At 63.9% G+C, this 15,104-nt stretch carries 12 protein-coding genes; 6 read left to right on the plus strand and 6 right to left on the minus strand.

Going from position 1 to position 15,104, the window contains the following annotated elements; genetic code table 11:
• The first annotated feature begins 7 nt into the window (after positions 1-7).
• Positions 8-1,174, plus strand: a complete 1,167-nt coding sequence (locus ACSC1P_RS04865; RefSeq protein ID WP_435359007.1) for a hypothetical protein — start codon at positions 8-10, stop codon at positions 1,172-1,174.
• A 25-nt stretch (positions 1,175-1,199) separates the two neighbouring features.
• Here the strand turns inward: ACSC1P_RS04865 and ACSC1P_RS04870 are convergent, their stop codons facing one another.
• Entirely contained in the window at positions 1,200-1,988 is a 789-nt protein-coding gene (locus tag ACSC1P_RS04870) for an enoyl-CoA hydratase/isomerase family protein (protein ID WP_435359008.1), read from the minus strand.
• Between the two features lie 137 nt (positions 1,989-2,125).
• On the opposite strand from ACSC1P_RS04870, the gene ACSC1P_RS04875 reads away from it, so the two are divergent.
• Together ACSC1P_RS04875 and ACSC1P_RS04880 are read left to right on the plus strand one after the other, a co-directional pair.
• On the plus strand, positions 2,126-3,499 hold the full coding sequence (locus tag ACSC1P_RS04875; RefSeq protein ID WP_435359009.1) for an NAD(P)/FAD-dependent oxidoreductase: 1,374 nt from the start codon (positions 2,126-2,128) through the stop codon (positions 3,497-3,499).
• Positions 3,500-3,881: 382 nt separating this feature from the next.
• Positions 3,882-4,703: a helix-turn-helix transcriptional regulator gene (locus tag ACSC1P_RS04880; RefSeq protein WP_435359010.1), complete on the plus strand. Its 822-nt coding sequence runs from the start codon at positions 3,882-3,884 to the stop codon at positions 4,701-4,703.
• A gap of 51 nt (positions 4,704-4,754) precedes the next feature.
• Here ACSC1P_RS04880 and ACSC1P_RS04885 read toward each other — a convergent pair whose 3' ends face one another.
• Complete coding sequence (locus tag ACSC1P_RS04885; RefSeq protein WP_435359011.1) at positions 4,755-5,072, minus strand: nickel-binding protein; 318 nt, start codon at positions 5,070-5,072, stop codon at positions 4,755-4,757.
• A 461-nt stretch (positions 5,073-5,533) separates the two neighbouring features.
• Here ACSC1P_RS04885 and ACSC1P_RS04890 point away from each other — a divergent pair, with 461 nt between their 5' ends.
• Positions 5,534-7,216: a potassium channel family protein gene (locus tag ACSC1P_RS04890; protein WP_435359012.1), complete on the plus strand. Its 1,683-nt coding sequence runs from the start codon at positions 5,534-5,536 to the stop codon at positions 7,214-7,216.
• 87 nt (positions 7,217-7,303) lie between these two features.
• A complete protein-coding gene (locus ACSC1P_RS04895; protein ID WP_435359013.1) occupies positions 7,304-8,278 on the plus strand; it encodes an LLM class flavin-dependent oxidoreductase in 975 nt (324 codons plus the stop codon).
• 1,245 nt (positions 8,279-9,523) lie between these two features.
• Here the strand turns inward: ACSC1P_RS04895 and ACSC1P_RS04900 are convergent.
• On the minus strand, positions 9,524-11,248 hold the full coding sequence (locus ACSC1P_RS04900; RefSeq protein WP_435359014.1) for a cation:proton antiporter: 1,725 nt from the start codon (positions 11,246-11,248) through the stop codon (positions 9,524-9,526).
• Between the two features lie 284 nt (positions 11,249-11,532).
• Here ACSC1P_RS04900 and ACSC1P_RS04905 point away from each other — a divergent pair, with 284 nt between their 5' ends.
• Positions 11,533-12,498 carry an oxidoreductase gene (locus tag ACSC1P_RS04905; RefSeq protein ID WP_435359015.1) on the plus strand — a complete coding sequence of 322 codons (966 nt, stop codon included), beginning with the start codon at positions 11,533-11,535 and terminating at the stop codon, positions 12,496-12,498.
• A gap of 55 nt (positions 12,499-12,553) precedes the next feature.
• On the opposite strand, the gene ACSC1P_RS04910 is transcribed toward ACSC1P_RS04905, so the two are convergent.
• From ACSC1P_RS04910 to ACSC1P_RS04920, 3 genes are all read right to left on the minus strand, one after another.
• Positions 12,554-13,330 (minus strand): SDR family oxidoreductase, encoded by a 777-nt coding sequence (locus tag ACSC1P_RS04910; protein ID WP_435359016.1) that lies wholly within the window; start codon positions 13,328-13,330, stop codon positions 12,554-12,556.
• Positions 13,331-13,368: 38 nt separating this feature from the next.
• Positions 13,369-14,046 (minus strand): helix-turn-helix domain-containing protein, encoded by a 678-nt coding sequence (locus ACSC1P_RS04915; RefSeq protein ID WP_435359017.1) that lies wholly within the window; start codon positions 14,044-14,046, stop codon positions 13,369-13,371.
• 92 nt (positions 14,047-14,138) lie between these two features.
• On the minus strand, positions 14,139-14,894 hold the full coding sequence (locus ACSC1P_RS04920) for an SDR family NAD(P)-dependent oxidoreductase (protein ID WP_435359018.1): 756 nt from the start codon (positions 14,892-14,894) through the stop codon (positions 14,139-14,141).
• Positions 14,895-15,104: the final 210 nt, after the last annotated feature.

Consider the following 15,104-nt stretch of genomic DNA (forward strand, 5'->3'; position numbering starts at 1 on the left):
ACAGCCTATGTTTCGCACGGCGACTCGTGCGGTTCGGGTCGTAAACCGCCGTCCTGCCGTCCTCATGGCCGGATTCGGTCTGGCCGTCGTCGACGGACTCGCCATCGCCGTCGGTGCAGCAGTAGCGACGAGCGTCGACCTACCGGTAGGCGGCGGTGAGCTCGCGGGGTTCCTCGCAGCCAGCCTCGTCTGGTTGCTCCTCGCGCCGGCACCGATCGCCGCACTGTACGTTCTCGGGCGTGAGACCGTCGTCTACGGTCGCCGGGAGACGGACTGGCGTGAAGAGGCAGTGCGGGTGGTCGCGGTCGCTCGTGAGCACTATCGCCCACTGTTCGTCGCCACAGTCTCGTTCTCACTCCTCTCGTCACTCGGCAGTCTGCTCACCGTCGTCGCCCTCGCCGGCTCCGTACTCGTCTTCCTCACACCAGTCCAGTTCCTCGGCTACCACACGCCACTCACACCGCTACAGACCGCACCGAGCGCCTATCTCCTCGGTCTCGGCTTGCTCGTCGCCATCGCCCGCCCGCTCGGGTCGCTCCCGTTCCGCTTCTACGACACTGTGTCGCTGTTCTCCACCGCACGGCCAGCGACGGCGTGGGCTGCGAGCATTCGATTCGTACTGGCGTCCCCCGGTGCACTCGTCCGGTACGCCGTCGGCATCTGGCTCCCGGTCGCCGTGTTCGCGCTCGTGTTTCTCGCGACGGTTATGGCACTCCCTGCGCCAGCGACGGTCCCGTTCGGCCTGTTCGTCTACGTCGTCCTCGGCGGTCTGCTCGCGGCGTATCTGCGGAGCTATCACCTCGCGTTCTTCGAGTACACCGTCTCGCCGACGGTGTGTCGCCTGGCACCCGCGAGCGACACGCCGGTTCGGGTCGCTACGCGCGAGGAGTTGCCGCTACTCACCCAGAAACGACGGTACATCGCGGTCTGTCTCGTGTTCTGTGTCCTCGTCTCTGGCGTGACGGCGGTCCGAGTCGCGGACGTAGGCGGGGCGAACGCGCCCAGTCCAGATTCCCTCACCGCGTCGGGGTCACCTCCAGCAGACCTCGCAGTGGTCACTGCGGAGGCAGACACGAATCGGGGAGAGAACCCCACTCGGGCAACCGTCGACCGGGCGACTCCCGCCACGGACCAATGGGCGATAGAGTGGTTGTGGGACGTGTTACTCTACTGAATTGCGATAGCTGTCGCGGGACCGCCTACTCGCCCTCGAACGCTGGTTCTTCTTTCCCGAAGAACGCCGCGTAACCGCGCTCGTAGTCGCCGGTTCGAGCGAGGCGTGCGATGCCGTCTTTCTCGTCGGCGAGTTGTGTCGACAGCGACTGCTCGTCCGATTCGTTCAGGAGTCGCTTGCTCGTGGCGTACGCTTTGGTGGGGCCGGCCGCGAGGTCCGCGACGACTGCCTCGACGCGTTCGTCCCAGTCGTCGTCGCCGACGAGTTCAGTCGTCAGTCCCATCTCGACGCTCTCTGGTGCCGAGATCGGTTCGTCGAGCAGGACGATTTCGCGGGCTTTGCGGTAGCCGACGAGTCGCGGGAGGAACCACGTCGACCCACCGTCTGCAGAGAGTCCGATTCGTGGGTAGGTGAACTCAAAGCGGGCGTCTTCGTGCGCGAGGACCACGTCGCTCGCCAGTGCGAGACCGAGGCCGCCACCTGCCGCGACGCCGTCGACGGCTGCGACGGTCGGCTTCGGCGCGGTTGCGAGCGTCTCGACGGTTCGGTGAAGTCGCGTGGCGACGCGGTCGAGTCGACGCGCGTCGGTCTCGTCTCCCTCGAACGCGGAGAGGTCCGCGCCGGAACAGAACGCCGGCCCGTTGGCGGCGAGGAGGATGCACCGAATCGCGTCGTCGTTTGCGAGGTCGATGGCGGCATCGCGGAGCGCGTCGGCCGTCTCGACGTCCAGCGAGTTGTAGGATTCGGGGCGGTCGAGGGTGATGCGGCCGATGCCGTCGGTTCGCTCGACTATGATGGGCTGAGAGTCGGACATGATGCAGGCTGCGACCGGAGCCGAGAAAAAGACGGCGGGTGTCTCGGCGGGCACGTGTGTCGGCGGGTGTCTCGGCGGGCAAACTGGTCCGCATCGCTTCAGGGGGTTTAATAGGGCCTACCGAGAGCAATCGGGATATGAAGCGCGTAGACGTGGCCATCGTGGGCGGTGGTCCGGCAGGAACCTGTGCCGCCATTGAGGCGGCCGAGCACGGGGTAGACGCCCTCGTGCTGGAGAAGGGCGTCCCCCGTGCCGACCGCGAAGGACTCGGCCCGGATTCGACGGACGCGGCCGGGATGCTCGACTACTGGGTCGACATCATGCAGTTCGACCCGGCCGACTTCCCCGAGGGTGTGAAGCTGCAAGAACTCGACGCGGTCGACTTCGTCGGCCCGACCGAGACCTGCACCCTCGAAAGCACCGGCATCGACTCGTCGTACGACCGACTGGGCTACACCTTCCAGCGGGCGCGGATGGACGACTACCTCCGCGACCTCGCCGAGGAAGAGGGTGCGAGCTACGAGGTCGGTGTCTCGGTCAAGAACGTCGAGACTGACCTCGACGAGGAGTACCGCCACACGGTCGAACTGGCCGACGGCGAGAACGTCGAAGCGAAGTACCTCGTGCTCGCGGACGGCCCGCAGCGGACCATCACCATCCCGACGCTCGACCAGTTCGTCCCGGACGGCCAGAGCATCGCCGACGTGATGTCGCCGCCGACGGCGAACCACATCGCCTATCAGGAGCACCGCGAGGTACCCGAAGAAGTGTTCGAGGAGACCAACCTCAAGTTCTGGTGGGGCTGGATGCCCGGCGAGACCGCGTACCCGTGGGTCTTCCCGAACGACGGTAACGTCGCCCGTATCGGCCTGACGATGCCCATCGGGATGACCCTCGACGACGTCGAGAACCCCGAAGGGTACCGGCTGCTCGAATCCGCCGACGAGCGCCTGCCGCGCGCTGGCGAGTACATCCGCCGCCTGCTCGAAATCGAGTACGGCGACGAGTACGATATCGACGAGGACTTCCCGCTCGTCGAAGACCGCGGGAAAACCGGCGGCACCGAGACGTACCCCATCTCCTCGACCCGCCCCATCGACTCGCCGACCGAGGCGGGCATCGCCGTCGCGGGCGGCGCGATGGGCACCACCTCGGCGTTCCACGAGGGCGGCTACCACGTCGCCTGCCGAACCGGAAAACTCGCCGGCCGCCTCGCCGCCGTCGACTCGCTCCACCGGTACAACGACCTGTGGAAGGACGCCATCGGCGACGAAATCCTCCGCAACATCACCTTCGCGGACATCGTCGGCGACTACGACCCCGACGACTGGGACAGCACGTTCGGTGCCGCGCGCAAACTCATGAGCGACGGGAGCGACGGCTCGCTCGTCAAGAGCAAGCTTTCCGGCGGCTTCAGCGGAATGAAACTGCTCGCGAAGTACAAGCGTGAGAAGCGGTCCATCAAGAAATCGGGCTACGTGCAGTTCCGCGAAGACCAGTACACGGTCTGAGTCCGAGGCCACGGTCGGGGCTGGAAGGCGAGTCGCAAGACCTTACCCCACCGACCGGCTACGGTCTCCTGCGTGCCATTAGTCCCCGCTCCGAGCGGACCCATTTCGGCAGCGATGACGAAGCGGAGAACCCAGGTACGCGATATCGTTACTGCTGGCCGCATCCGCGGCCTGCCGAACAGGCTTCGGTCGGTTCGGAACGTCGACGGCTCTGGCAGCACCGTCCGCCCGGCACGAGGGTTTCCCGGTTGACGCGGCACGCCGCCACGGGATGATACCGGTCGTTAGTGTTCCGGGCGATATTCTACTCGGAGACGATTCCGTTCGAAAGACCCGCGACATCGTCACAGATTAATGTAGACAGAGGGAGTCATGCTAGAGTATGACAGGGGACGAAACGGTCGATAGAGAACTTCTTCTCGAAGTAGTCAGGCGAGCGCCGATGCTCGCGGCCCTCCGCGAAGGGCCGATGACTCGTCGGGAGTTAGAAGACCGACTCGGCGTCTCGAACTCGACGGTTCATCGGAACACGAGGTCGCTCGCTGACCGAGACATGCTCGAGAGATCCGACGGGAAACACACTCTCACTGCGTTCGGGCGGGCAGTCTCGGACGTGGTGCGGACGTTCGAAGCAGACATGCACGCAACTGCCCGGCTCTCACCACTGCTCGAAGCCGTTTCTGACACCGTTCCGGCGTGCCCAACTGGCGTCTTCGCCGATGCGACGGTCACGACTGCGGAGAGTGGGGACCCCTTCGGGCCGCTGGCTCGGTTCATCTCCCTGGTCCGCGAGACAGCGTCACTCCGCATGGTCGACTCGTACGCCATCGCACCGACCTACATCGACGAGATCCACGGACGAGTTCTCGACGGATTGGAGACGAACGTCATCGAGCGTCCCGACGTTGCCGCGGACGTCATCGAGAACTACCCCAAAAAGTGCGTCCAACTCTGCGCGAGCGACTTTCTCACGATGAAGTTGCACGACGACCTTCCCTTCGGGCTCGTCATCCTCGATGACCGAGTCGGCATCGGTGTTCGGGACGCAGAGACTGGTGTGCCTCGGATGTTTGTCGACTCTGAAGCTGACAAAGCACGTGAATGGGCCGAGTCGATTTTCGACTCCTACTGGAGCGAGGCGACCCAATTACATCGATTCAACCCGACAGGACTCGAAGAAGCCATCGGATCCGAGGCCGAGTGACACACGTCCCGGACCGCGCTTCGTCAGTGGTGAAAGAAATCGGGCGACTGGTTACGAGTTGGCCGAGCGGTACGGCCCGTCGACGGGGGTGCTTCGTCGTTCGATACGCGTCACGGGAATCCCGGCACAGTCTGCGTGGTCACGAATCGCGTCTTCGCTCTCGGCCTTGAAGTGACACACTGTGCCGGTCACTTCGTCGTCTTCGTTCGTCATTATCTCGGAGCGAACCCAGTCGATGCCGACGCCGCTCTCCCGCGCCGTCTCGGCCGCCGCGATGGACCGTTCGCTCGCACGTTCTCGCTCAGCGTGGGTCACCGGCTCATCCAGTATGCGAAGGATGAGGAAATCCACCAGTGCTTCTTCAGTCATGGATTCCCTCCTCGGTTCGCAACCGCTTTTCGGATGCTGTATGTGGCTACCGCGTTGCCTCGATGAGACATAGATAGTGGTACGCGAGTCTGGAATTTGTACTTATTTCCCGGAATTTTCCCGGGTACTGGGACTGTCCTGACTCTCGGGACGACGTCCGTGGTGACGGATCGGTATGTCGACCCGAGTCCCTCATCGCCAGTCGTCGATGCTGGGAACTACGAGTAGATTCTCGGTCGGTCGTGTTCCGGGCGACGTTCTACTCGTCTCGGAGACGGGCCTCGACTATTCGCACGGTTCAGACGGGGCGATGCAGTTCGGCCTGTCGACAGACGAGCGCTGCGTGGGTCTGTCGACGGGTCACCAAACCCAATCGAGCACTCACCAGCGCCCAGTCCGTGGAATACCCAGTGGTACGCGCACGTTTTTCCGGATTCGGTACCACTAGATATCATCCGACGATGGTATCGCTTCCTCGGTCACTTCGCAAACTGGAACCGAGCCGTCGAGTCCGACACGTCATCTACTACCTCACCGGACTCGTGCTACTCGTTCTCCTGTACACGGTCGCGTACAATTACGCGATGGCGCGACTGGAAGGCGTCGACCAGTCGATCTTCGCGTCCTTCGAGTTCGTCGTCCAGACGATGACCACTACGGGGTACGGACAGGACTCGGGCATCTGGAGTCACCCGTTGATGTTCCTGTTCGTCGCCTCGGTTCAGATCTCTGGCATCGCTATCGGCTTCTTCACCCTCCGCCTCATCATCATCCCCCTCTTCACCGGTGCGGAGGTCAATCTCGACGACCGACTCAGTCCGAAAAACGACCACGTCATCATCTGTGAGTACCGCCGTGACTCTGCGGTCCTCCTCGACGAGCTCAGAGAATTCGATATCGACTACGTACTCATTTCTTCCTCGCGTGAGGACGCCGAGGCACTCTCGAACCGTGGATACGCCGCGATACACGGGTCCCCACAGGAGACAGAGACGTTCGAGCGAGCGAGTATCGACACCGCACGGGCAGTCATCACCGACGCAGGTGACGCGAACGTCGACACGATACTCACCGTGCGGTCGGTGCAGCCTGACGTCGACGTCATCGCGCTGACCGACGACAGTGAAATGGAAGAGATACTGCACCAAATCGGTGCGGACACCGTGCTGTCGCCCCACGGTGTCCTGGGCTATCGCCTCGCCGAGAAGGCTGTCGCCTCGTTCAGTTCTGAACTCAGGGATACGGTCGAAATCGGCGGCGACACGAAGCTCATGGAACTGCCGGTCTCGGAGTCGAGCGAACTCGTCGGTCGAAGGGTCCGAGATACCAGAGTCAGGGAGCGAACGGGCGCGAATATCATCGGTGCCTGGATAGACGGCGAGTTACAGTTGCCCCCCAGTCCGGACGCCATCGTCCGTCCGAACACGGTCCTCTTGGTGTCGGGTAAGGAGAGCGCGCTCAAGGAACTGAGCGAGTTCACCCGACCACCTCGGCCGTTCACTGAACACGAACGTCTCGTTCTCGTCGGTCTGGGTGAGGTCGGTCAAGCCGCCAGGGCAGTCATCGAGGAGTCCGGCGGCGAAACCGTGACGATCGACCTCGCAGACAAGGCAGGGGTGGACATCGTCGGTAACGGTGGCTCCCGAGATGTCTTGAAAGAGGCAGGTGTCGAGAACGCTGGTGCCATCATCGTCGGCGTGCCCGACGATTCGATAGCCCTCCTCACGACGGTGTTGGCACAGTCTTTGAATCCAGATATCGAGGTTCTCGTCCGCGTCAGTGACGCGGATGCCACCCCGAAGGCGTTCACCGCCGGAGCCGACTACGTCCTGTCGGTTGCGCGAGTAAGTGCCAGGATGGTCGCCAAGGAACTTCGCGGCGAAGACGTGCTCGCGCCGGCGATTCAGATTCGCCTGGTCCGAGTGCCTGCCACGCCGTTCGCCGGGTCGACGCTCGCGGATTCGAACATATACGAACAGACCGGGTGTCGCGTCATCGCCATCGAGGACCACGACGGACAAACGATCACACTCGACCCGCAGTGGCAATTCACCGGTGACGAACGGATGACTATCGTCGGGTCTGACGAGGCAGTACAGACGTTTCTCAAGCGGTTCGACGTCTCCCCGACCGACCTGCCGTGACGGCAGTAGTCGCCGAGTGAACGCACGGGGACGATGGTCAGGTCGGCGGGCGCAGTTGTTTTGTCTTCACGATCAGTCGGTGCTAGCATGGCATCCGGTCTCCTCATTCCGGAGGATTTCGACGACTTCGCAGCGCTCGCCGAACGTGCAGAATCCCTCGGCTACGACGCCGTCTGGGCGACAGAGTTGTGGGGCCGAGACGCGTTCATCGCGCTCACTGTCGCCGCAGAGCGAACCGAGACGATAGACCTCGGGACGGCCATCGTCAACGTCTACGGTCGCTCGCCAGCGACGCTGGCACAGGCCGCAGCGACCCTCGCGGACGTGGCAGACGGCCGGGTCCGCCTCGGCGTCGGGACGAGCACGCCCAAAGTGGTCGAAGACTTACACGGGATGGCCTTCGACAACCCACCGCGGCGACTGCACGAGACCATCGAACTCACGAAGGCGTTCCTCACTGGCGACGGGCGGGTGAGCTACGAGGGAGAACTCTTCGACGTGGCTGACTTCCCCGCTCTCGGCTGCGACGTTCCCGTCTACGCCGCGGCGCTCGGTCCCGCGAACCGACGAGCGACCGGCCGCGTCGCCGACGGCTGGTTGCCGCACAACATCCCGTTCGACGAGTTGTCCGAGGCGTTCGAGACCGTGGCGAAGACTGCCCGGGAGGCGGGCCGCGACCCAGACGACATCGTGGTGTCACCGTACGTCCCATGTGCGGTCAGCGACGACGCTGACGAGGCAGAAGCGGCGATTCGGAACCACCTCGCGTACTACCTCGGAAGCAGTGACGGATACAAGAACGCGGCCGCAATGTCGTTCCCGGAACAGGCCGAGCGCGTCGCTGCGGCTTGGCGAGATGGGGACCGCGACGCGGCTCGGGCGGCGGTCACCGACGAGATGATGGCCCAGCTAGCGGTCGTCGGCTCGCCCGAGCAGGCACGTGAACAGCTCGACGACCTGACCGCTCGGGACGTGGTCGACGATATCCTCGTCGTCATCCCCATCGGCGCGAGCGACGACCTGCGTGAGCAGACCGTCGAGGCACTCGCACCTGCGGAGTAGCACGCCTGCTGAATAGCGTCCCTGCAGTGACGGCGGTTATCCAGACCCGAACCGCGGGGGGAGGACCCGCCAGGCGACACGGGGATGAGTAGACTGGTCACGGACTTCTCCAGCTGGAACACGCGGAAGAACGCTTCCGTCAGGTGCCCGTCGTCGTGGGCTCGCTGGATGAGGCGCGCGACGTAGGTGTTGAACAGGTCGGTTCCGACCGGCTTCGGTCCCGTCGTCTGGTCGAAATAACGCGGGGCCAACCCGTCGAGACCGTCGCTGAGTTCGTGATGGAGTGCGAGTGCGTCCAGTGCGGCGACCGACGTTCCCTGTCCGTACACCGGGTTGAAGCTGGCTATCGCATCGCCAGTGACAACCAACCCGTCCGGGAACCGGTCGAGGGAGTGGTAGTGTCTGCGGACGCTGGCCGGGAAGGGGTAGTGTCGAACCTCCTCCGAGACCCAGTCTTGCTCGCGGAGGTGCCGGGCGACTTCGTCGAGTGGGAGCGAGTCGGCCCAGTCGAGGAACGTGTCGCGGTCGCTCGGCGCTCGCTCACCGTGCAATCCCTGCAGGAGGACTTCCCAGCGGTTTCCTTCCGCGGGAAGCATCGCTGCACCTCGCGGTCGGTGTGGCTCAGGTGCGACGAGTGTCGCATCGAGCGTCGTCTCCGTGCCAGTCTCGTCTCGGAATCGGACCCCAGTCACCCGCCCTCCGGCGTCGTCGTGTTCGTAGTCGAGGAAGTGGCACCCGCCTCGTAGCTGGATAGCGGGACGGTCTCTGACGCGCTCGCGGACGACGTGTTCGAACAGGGCACGGCTCGCATAGAGTGCGCGAAGTTCGCTCGCCGCCGTTGTGATGGTCCCGCCCTGGTCGTGCCAGACCAGGTCCTCGGTCATATCGAGTTCCAGCCCACCGGCAGCCTGCACGTCGGCACTGAAGCCGGGGAAGAAGTCCTCCAGTGTCACCCGCCCCGCTTCGAGCATCGCGTGTGGCTGGCTGGTCTGCGGTGCGCCGTCGCGGGCCGTCGGCTCGCTCGGGAACTCGTCTCGTTCGAGTATCACGACCTCGTCGAATGCGTCGTCGAGGACGCGAGCGGCACAGAGTCCGGCGATGCTTCCACCGGCGACCACGGCCCGCTCCCCCACGGACTGCGTCCGGCTCTCGTCGTATCGGTCGACCTTCGCCAACGTCATTCGCTCGACTCTCTCTCTACAGAGCGTTCCGGGGTTCTGGTAGATAGTGTCTCTGAAACCCGAGTTACCGCCGCGGCCGAGCGGCGGACTCGTCCTCGTCACGGTCGCGGGTTCCTTTCTGGTCGCGTTCCACTTCGGCGAGTTGCCGCCGCCAGAACGGCTCGGGACCGGAAGACCTCGACTCCGTGAGGTCCCACTCGCCGGCCAGTGCACGGCCGAGGTCGCTGTCGACGTCTTCGAGGAGGCGGTCGCCCACGCGGCTGCTTATCTCCCCCCGCTGTATCGCCTCGCGGATTGCCCCGTGTTCTGCGACGAGGATACGGTGCTGAGCGAGGTGTTCTTCGTGTTCTCGGATGGAAGGGTATCGGTCGAGCAACGACTCGATGGCGGCGACGAGTTCGGTTCGCTCCTGTCGGTAGACGGCCGTCACGTCGTCGAAGACACTCGTCGAGAGTTCGTCGTTCTCGTGGAGTCGGGCGGCCGTTTCGAGGGCGGCGTCGACCCCGTGCAGGCGACCGACGAGCGCCTGATACAGTCGCTGCGGTGGCCGCTGGGTACTGATTCCGAGCCTGTCGATGAGTCGGCCCATCGTCGTGCCGTTGACGAGCAGCGTGCACGCGGCGACGCCGAAGACGAGCGCCGAGAGCTGTTCTGCGAGCGGGCCAGAGTACGTCTCTGAGACGCCGAGTACCAGTGCGATTGACGTAGAGGCGTGGATGCCGCTCCACGAGAGGACGTGCTGGTAGGCGAACGAGACCGAGTCGTCGAGCCACCGATTGAGGAGGCCGACGAGTGGGTAGACGACGACCGCCCGCGCGAGGAAGACGACGACGATCGCGGCGACGATTTGTGGGGCGTAGCTGAGGAGGAGGTCGAACGGCGTGACGATGCCGATAGCGACGAAGATGAGCGTGTTCGCGACGAGGGCCGCGTAGCCCCAGACGGTCTCGACGGTGAAGCGCGTCTCCGGTGAGATGCCCGTCGGCCCCTGTCGGGCCGCGAGGAAGACGCCAGCCGTGAGGGTGCCGATGACACCACTGCTGCCGAGGAGGTCGAGGAGCAGGTAGACGCCGTAGGCGACGAGTACCGAGGCAGCCACGGCCGTCAGTTCGTCGTCGACCGTGGCGATGAGTTCGTGGGCGACGAACCCGGCCGTGGCACCGAGGACCGCCCCGCCGACCAGCGCGCCGAGGATGCCGACCCCGACGTCGGCGAGAAACCCCGACGGAGTCACGATGGCAGTGGTTTCGACGCCCTGTGACTCTGCTTCGACGACGACCGCCAGCACGGTCGAGTAGACGACGATAGAGACGCCGTCGTTCAGCAGGCTCTCTCCCTCGACGAGGATGGAGAGTCGCTCTGGCACGCCGAGGTCTTCGAAAACCGCGAGCACCGAGACGGGGTCAGTGGGCATGATTATCGCGCCGAAGAGGACCGCGATAGCCAGCGAGAACCCGAACAGCGTGGCGCCGACCACGGCGATGAGCGCGATAGAGACGAGCAGGCCGACGACTGCCAGCGCGAGAATCGGGACGAGGTTCTCCCGGAACACGGCGAGGTCGATGTTTATCGCGTCGTTGAAGATTAGCGCCGGCAGGATAGCGAGCAGGATGAAATCGGAGGTAAGTTCGACCTCGACCGGAGAGCCGAGTATGGAGACCAGCAACCCAGCGAGGAGGAGTCCGGTCGTGTACTGCAGTCGCGGATATCGTTTACTGAGGATGCCGACCACGCCGGCTATCGCGAAGAGATAGAGCAGTTGGAGTAGTAGTTCTTCGACCCCCGACATCCCTGTCAGATAGGACACTCAAAAACATAAATTTTCGGTCAATTTCACCGAGTGACAGATGCGATTACACAGACAAAGACGGTACGATGCGGTTTCACCGGCTCTATCGAATCTGCCATATCGTTACCGTCGCGCGTCGCACGTTTCGGCGATAGACGCAGCACGCTCCCCGTCGGTATCGACCCGAGGGCGACCGTGTGGCGAGCCACTCGCTGCGACGAGTACTTAAATTTACTTACAGGTTAGCATACGACTCACCACGGTGGCGGGAGTTCGTCTCTACAATGGCAAACACGACATCCTCGAAGGAGTGGACCGCCGCGGACATTCCCGACCAGTCGGGCCGGACGATCGTCGTCACCGGCGCGAACAGCGGTCTCGGGTTCGAAGCGACGAAGGCGCTCGCCGCGAAGGGCGCACACGTCGTCATGGCCTGTCGCAGTCTCGAACGCGCGAACGAGGCCGCGAGCGAGATAGAGTCGACGACGCGCGGCGGGTCGCTCTCGACGCGAAAACTCGACCTCGGGAGTCAGGCGTCCATCCGGGAGTTCGTGACCGACTTCGAGTCGGACTTCGACCGCCTCGACGTGCTGGTCAACAACGCCGGTGTGATGATGCCGCCGTACTCGACGACGACGGACGGGTTCGAGTTGCAGTTCGGCGTCAACCACCTCGGCCACTTCGCGCTCACCGGCCTGCTGCTGGACCAATTACGCGAGACCGACGGCGACACGCGCGTCGTCACGCAGAGCAGTATGGCCCACACCAACGGCGATATCCACTTCGAGGACCTGAACCGCCGAGAGTCGTACGGCCGGGTCGAAGCCTACGGACAGAGCAAGCTCGCGAACCTGCTCTTCACCTACGAACTAGACCGACGACTCCGCGCCGCTGGTGCGGACACTATCGCCGTCGCCGCCCACCCGGGCTGGTCCGCGACCGGCCTCCAAGACGGCGACACTGAGCAAGGGGCATCGCTCCCTCGCCGGATCTTCGGGCGCGTGGCGAACGCCGTCTTCGCGCAGTCAGCCGCAGACGGTTCGCTGCCGGCCCTCTACGCTGCGACGGCCGCGAACGTCGACGGCGGCCACTACTTCGGCCCGGACGGGTTCAGAGAGATGCAGGGGCACCCGACCCGTGTCACCTCGAACGCGAAGTCGTACGACCACGAGACGGCACGCCGGCTCTGGGAGGTCTCTGAAGAGATGACCGGCGTGACGTTCGACCTCGAACCACGGCTCGTGGCGTAAGGACTCGCTGAAAAAGAGAGGGAAAAAGCGAGACGGTCGGGTGCTCTCGTCCGGTCTACTCCTGCCCGGTCGGCATGATGAGGAGTTCGTTCACGTTCACGCGTTCGGGCTGGCTCGTCGCGTACACGACGGACTGGGCGATGTCTTTGGCTTCGAGCGTGGGCAACTCCATCTCCCCGAACTGTTCGAGAATCTGCTCGTCGGTGATGTGCGTCGGCAGTTCGGTGTCGACTGCACCCGGTTCGATGATGGTCGTCCGGATGTTCTGGCTCGTGACCTCCTGTCGCACCGCTTCGGTGAAGGCGTTGACCCCGAACTTGGTCGCGTTGTAGCCGCTGAAGTTGGCGTTCGCTCGCCGGCCCGCGACCGAGGAGACGTTGACGATGTGCCCCGATTCCTGGTCCTGCATCACCGGCAACACGGCGTGGGTGAGGTTCATCAGGCCGAGCAGGTTGACCTCGACCATCTGGCGCAGGTTCGAGCGCTCGGCGCGTTCGAGAGGTTCGACCAGCATCACGCCGGCGTTGTTCACGAGCACGTCGATGCGACCGTATTCGTCGGTGACCGTCTCGACCAGTGCGTCGATATCGGCTTCCTCGGTCACGTCTGTCGGGACGACGAGGGCGTCGCCGCCGTCGGCTTCGATACGGTCCGCGAGTTCCTCCAGTTCCTCGACACGCCGAGCGGCGAGGACGACGCTCGCGCCCTCGTCGGCGAGGGCTTGGGCAGTCGCTTCACCGATACCGGAGGACGCACCAGTTACGATGGCCACGCCGCCGGCGAGTCCGTCTGTGTCACGTGTGTCGCTCGTCGAAGCTGTCTGGTCTGACATCACCAGTCGGTACGACCAGCAGCCACGAGAGTGAGACGCTAATTGGCAAGTGTGTTTAAGTACTGCTGCGGCCCGAGCGTTTGACTGAGGAGTTGCTGCTCGGCCCGACGGAGGAGGTCAGACGCGGATGGGCCAGCGATGCCGAGTTCGTCGGCGAGGTCCTGCGTCGACATCTGGCGGGGTGAGTCGTAGTACCCACCGGAGAAGGCCATAGAGAGGGCGGTGAACTGCCTGTCCGTGAGTCCGAACCGGTCGCGCTCGCCGGGGTTCTCGGGGTCTGAAGCGATGTTCAGTAGTTCGAACGGGATGTCGTGGACCTCACACCGGTCTCTGAGCGTGCTAAACGCCTCGAAATCGGAGAACACCTTCTGTTCTCGCAACCCGTCGCGGGTCACCGTCGCGTCTAGTAACACGCCCTCGAACGCCTCCGGGTCGTGGGCGGCGAACAGTGCGGAGTCGGTGTCGATAGTTACCTGATAGAACCAGCCATCGGCCGTCTGTCCAATCTCCGCAGCGTCCGTAATTTCCGATTGTGCGTCGAGCTCTCGGTCGAACGCGTCTCGGGAGTCTGTGTCGACCCTCACCGTGACGAGGTGCCTGCCGTCTTCGAGCGCGACCGAGTTCTCGACGTCGATTTCCCCACTCGGGAGTGCCTTCGCCAGTCCGACCAGTGGGAGTGTGTCGTCTGCGAGGAGAATCTCTGCGACGATTGCCATGGTCCGGCATTGGCCGCGAGACGGTTAAGCGCCGCCGTCGCGGAACGACTCGGGCAGAGCCGTACCAGACCAAAGCCAGTGTGAACGCCGCACTACTCAGGGAGGACCCGCCGAAGATGGTCCCCGTCAGGAATACCCTGTCCTGGGTCGCTCTCCCCGATATCGGGGAACAGCGGCATCTCGTACCCGAGCCAGAAGAACCGGCCTGTCGGGCCGTCGGCGTCGAGGCCGAGCAAGTAATCCACGGTCGGGTGACACTCGGTCGGCGAGAGTGGCCCGGGATACATCTCGGTGTCGCTCGGGCCGGGGCCCATGAGGTTTATCTTGATGTCCCGGTCGTCGTTCTCGAGCGCGGCCGCGACGCCGTATGCGTTCCGGGCCATGATTGAGGCGTACTGGGCGGCCCACCCGCCCGTCGGGACCAGCGACCCCGCACCCGAAATGTTGACGATGCGCCCGAAGTCGTGTTCGCGCATCGCGGGCAACAATTCTCGCATGACGTGGACGTGCGAGAAGGCGTCGACCTTCATCGCGTGCAGCATGTCCGCTTCGGTGAGTTCGAGGACTGGTTTCGGGTTCCACGCCCCGGCACAGTTGATGACGTACGGGATGTGTCCGTGCTCGTCGAGCAGTGCTTGCAGCAACTCCGCGATGGCGTCGGCGTCGGTGAGGTCGAGTTCGTACGGGTGGATGTACGGGTCGTCGCCGTACTCGGTCTCCATTCGGTCGATGCGCCGCGCCGCGGTGAGGACCGTGTACTTACCAGCGAGGTGGCGGACGAGCGAGGCACCGATGCCACTGCTCCCACCCGTGATGAACAGCGGCGGGGCGTCTTCTGCGACACTCATCGTCCGTTCCCTGGTTCAACGTCATCTGCAGACGCTACAGTCACCGGTTTGTTACAGTATGCTGTCGATTGCATCGTCGAAGTACAGGACTCCCCGCGACATGATAACTATATTCTGTATGATATTTTAGTCGCGGCGCTGTCTGAACCGGTGTTAAGATACTGTTCTGATACGTCCACAGACAGAGATACGTTTACTGTGTCTGTCAGT

Source organism: Haloarchaeobius caseinilyticus, from assembly GCF_051207395.1.
In the GTDB taxonomy this organism is placed as follows: domain Archaea; phylum Halobacteriota; class Halobacteria; order Halobacteriales; family Natrialbaceae; genus Haloarchaeobius.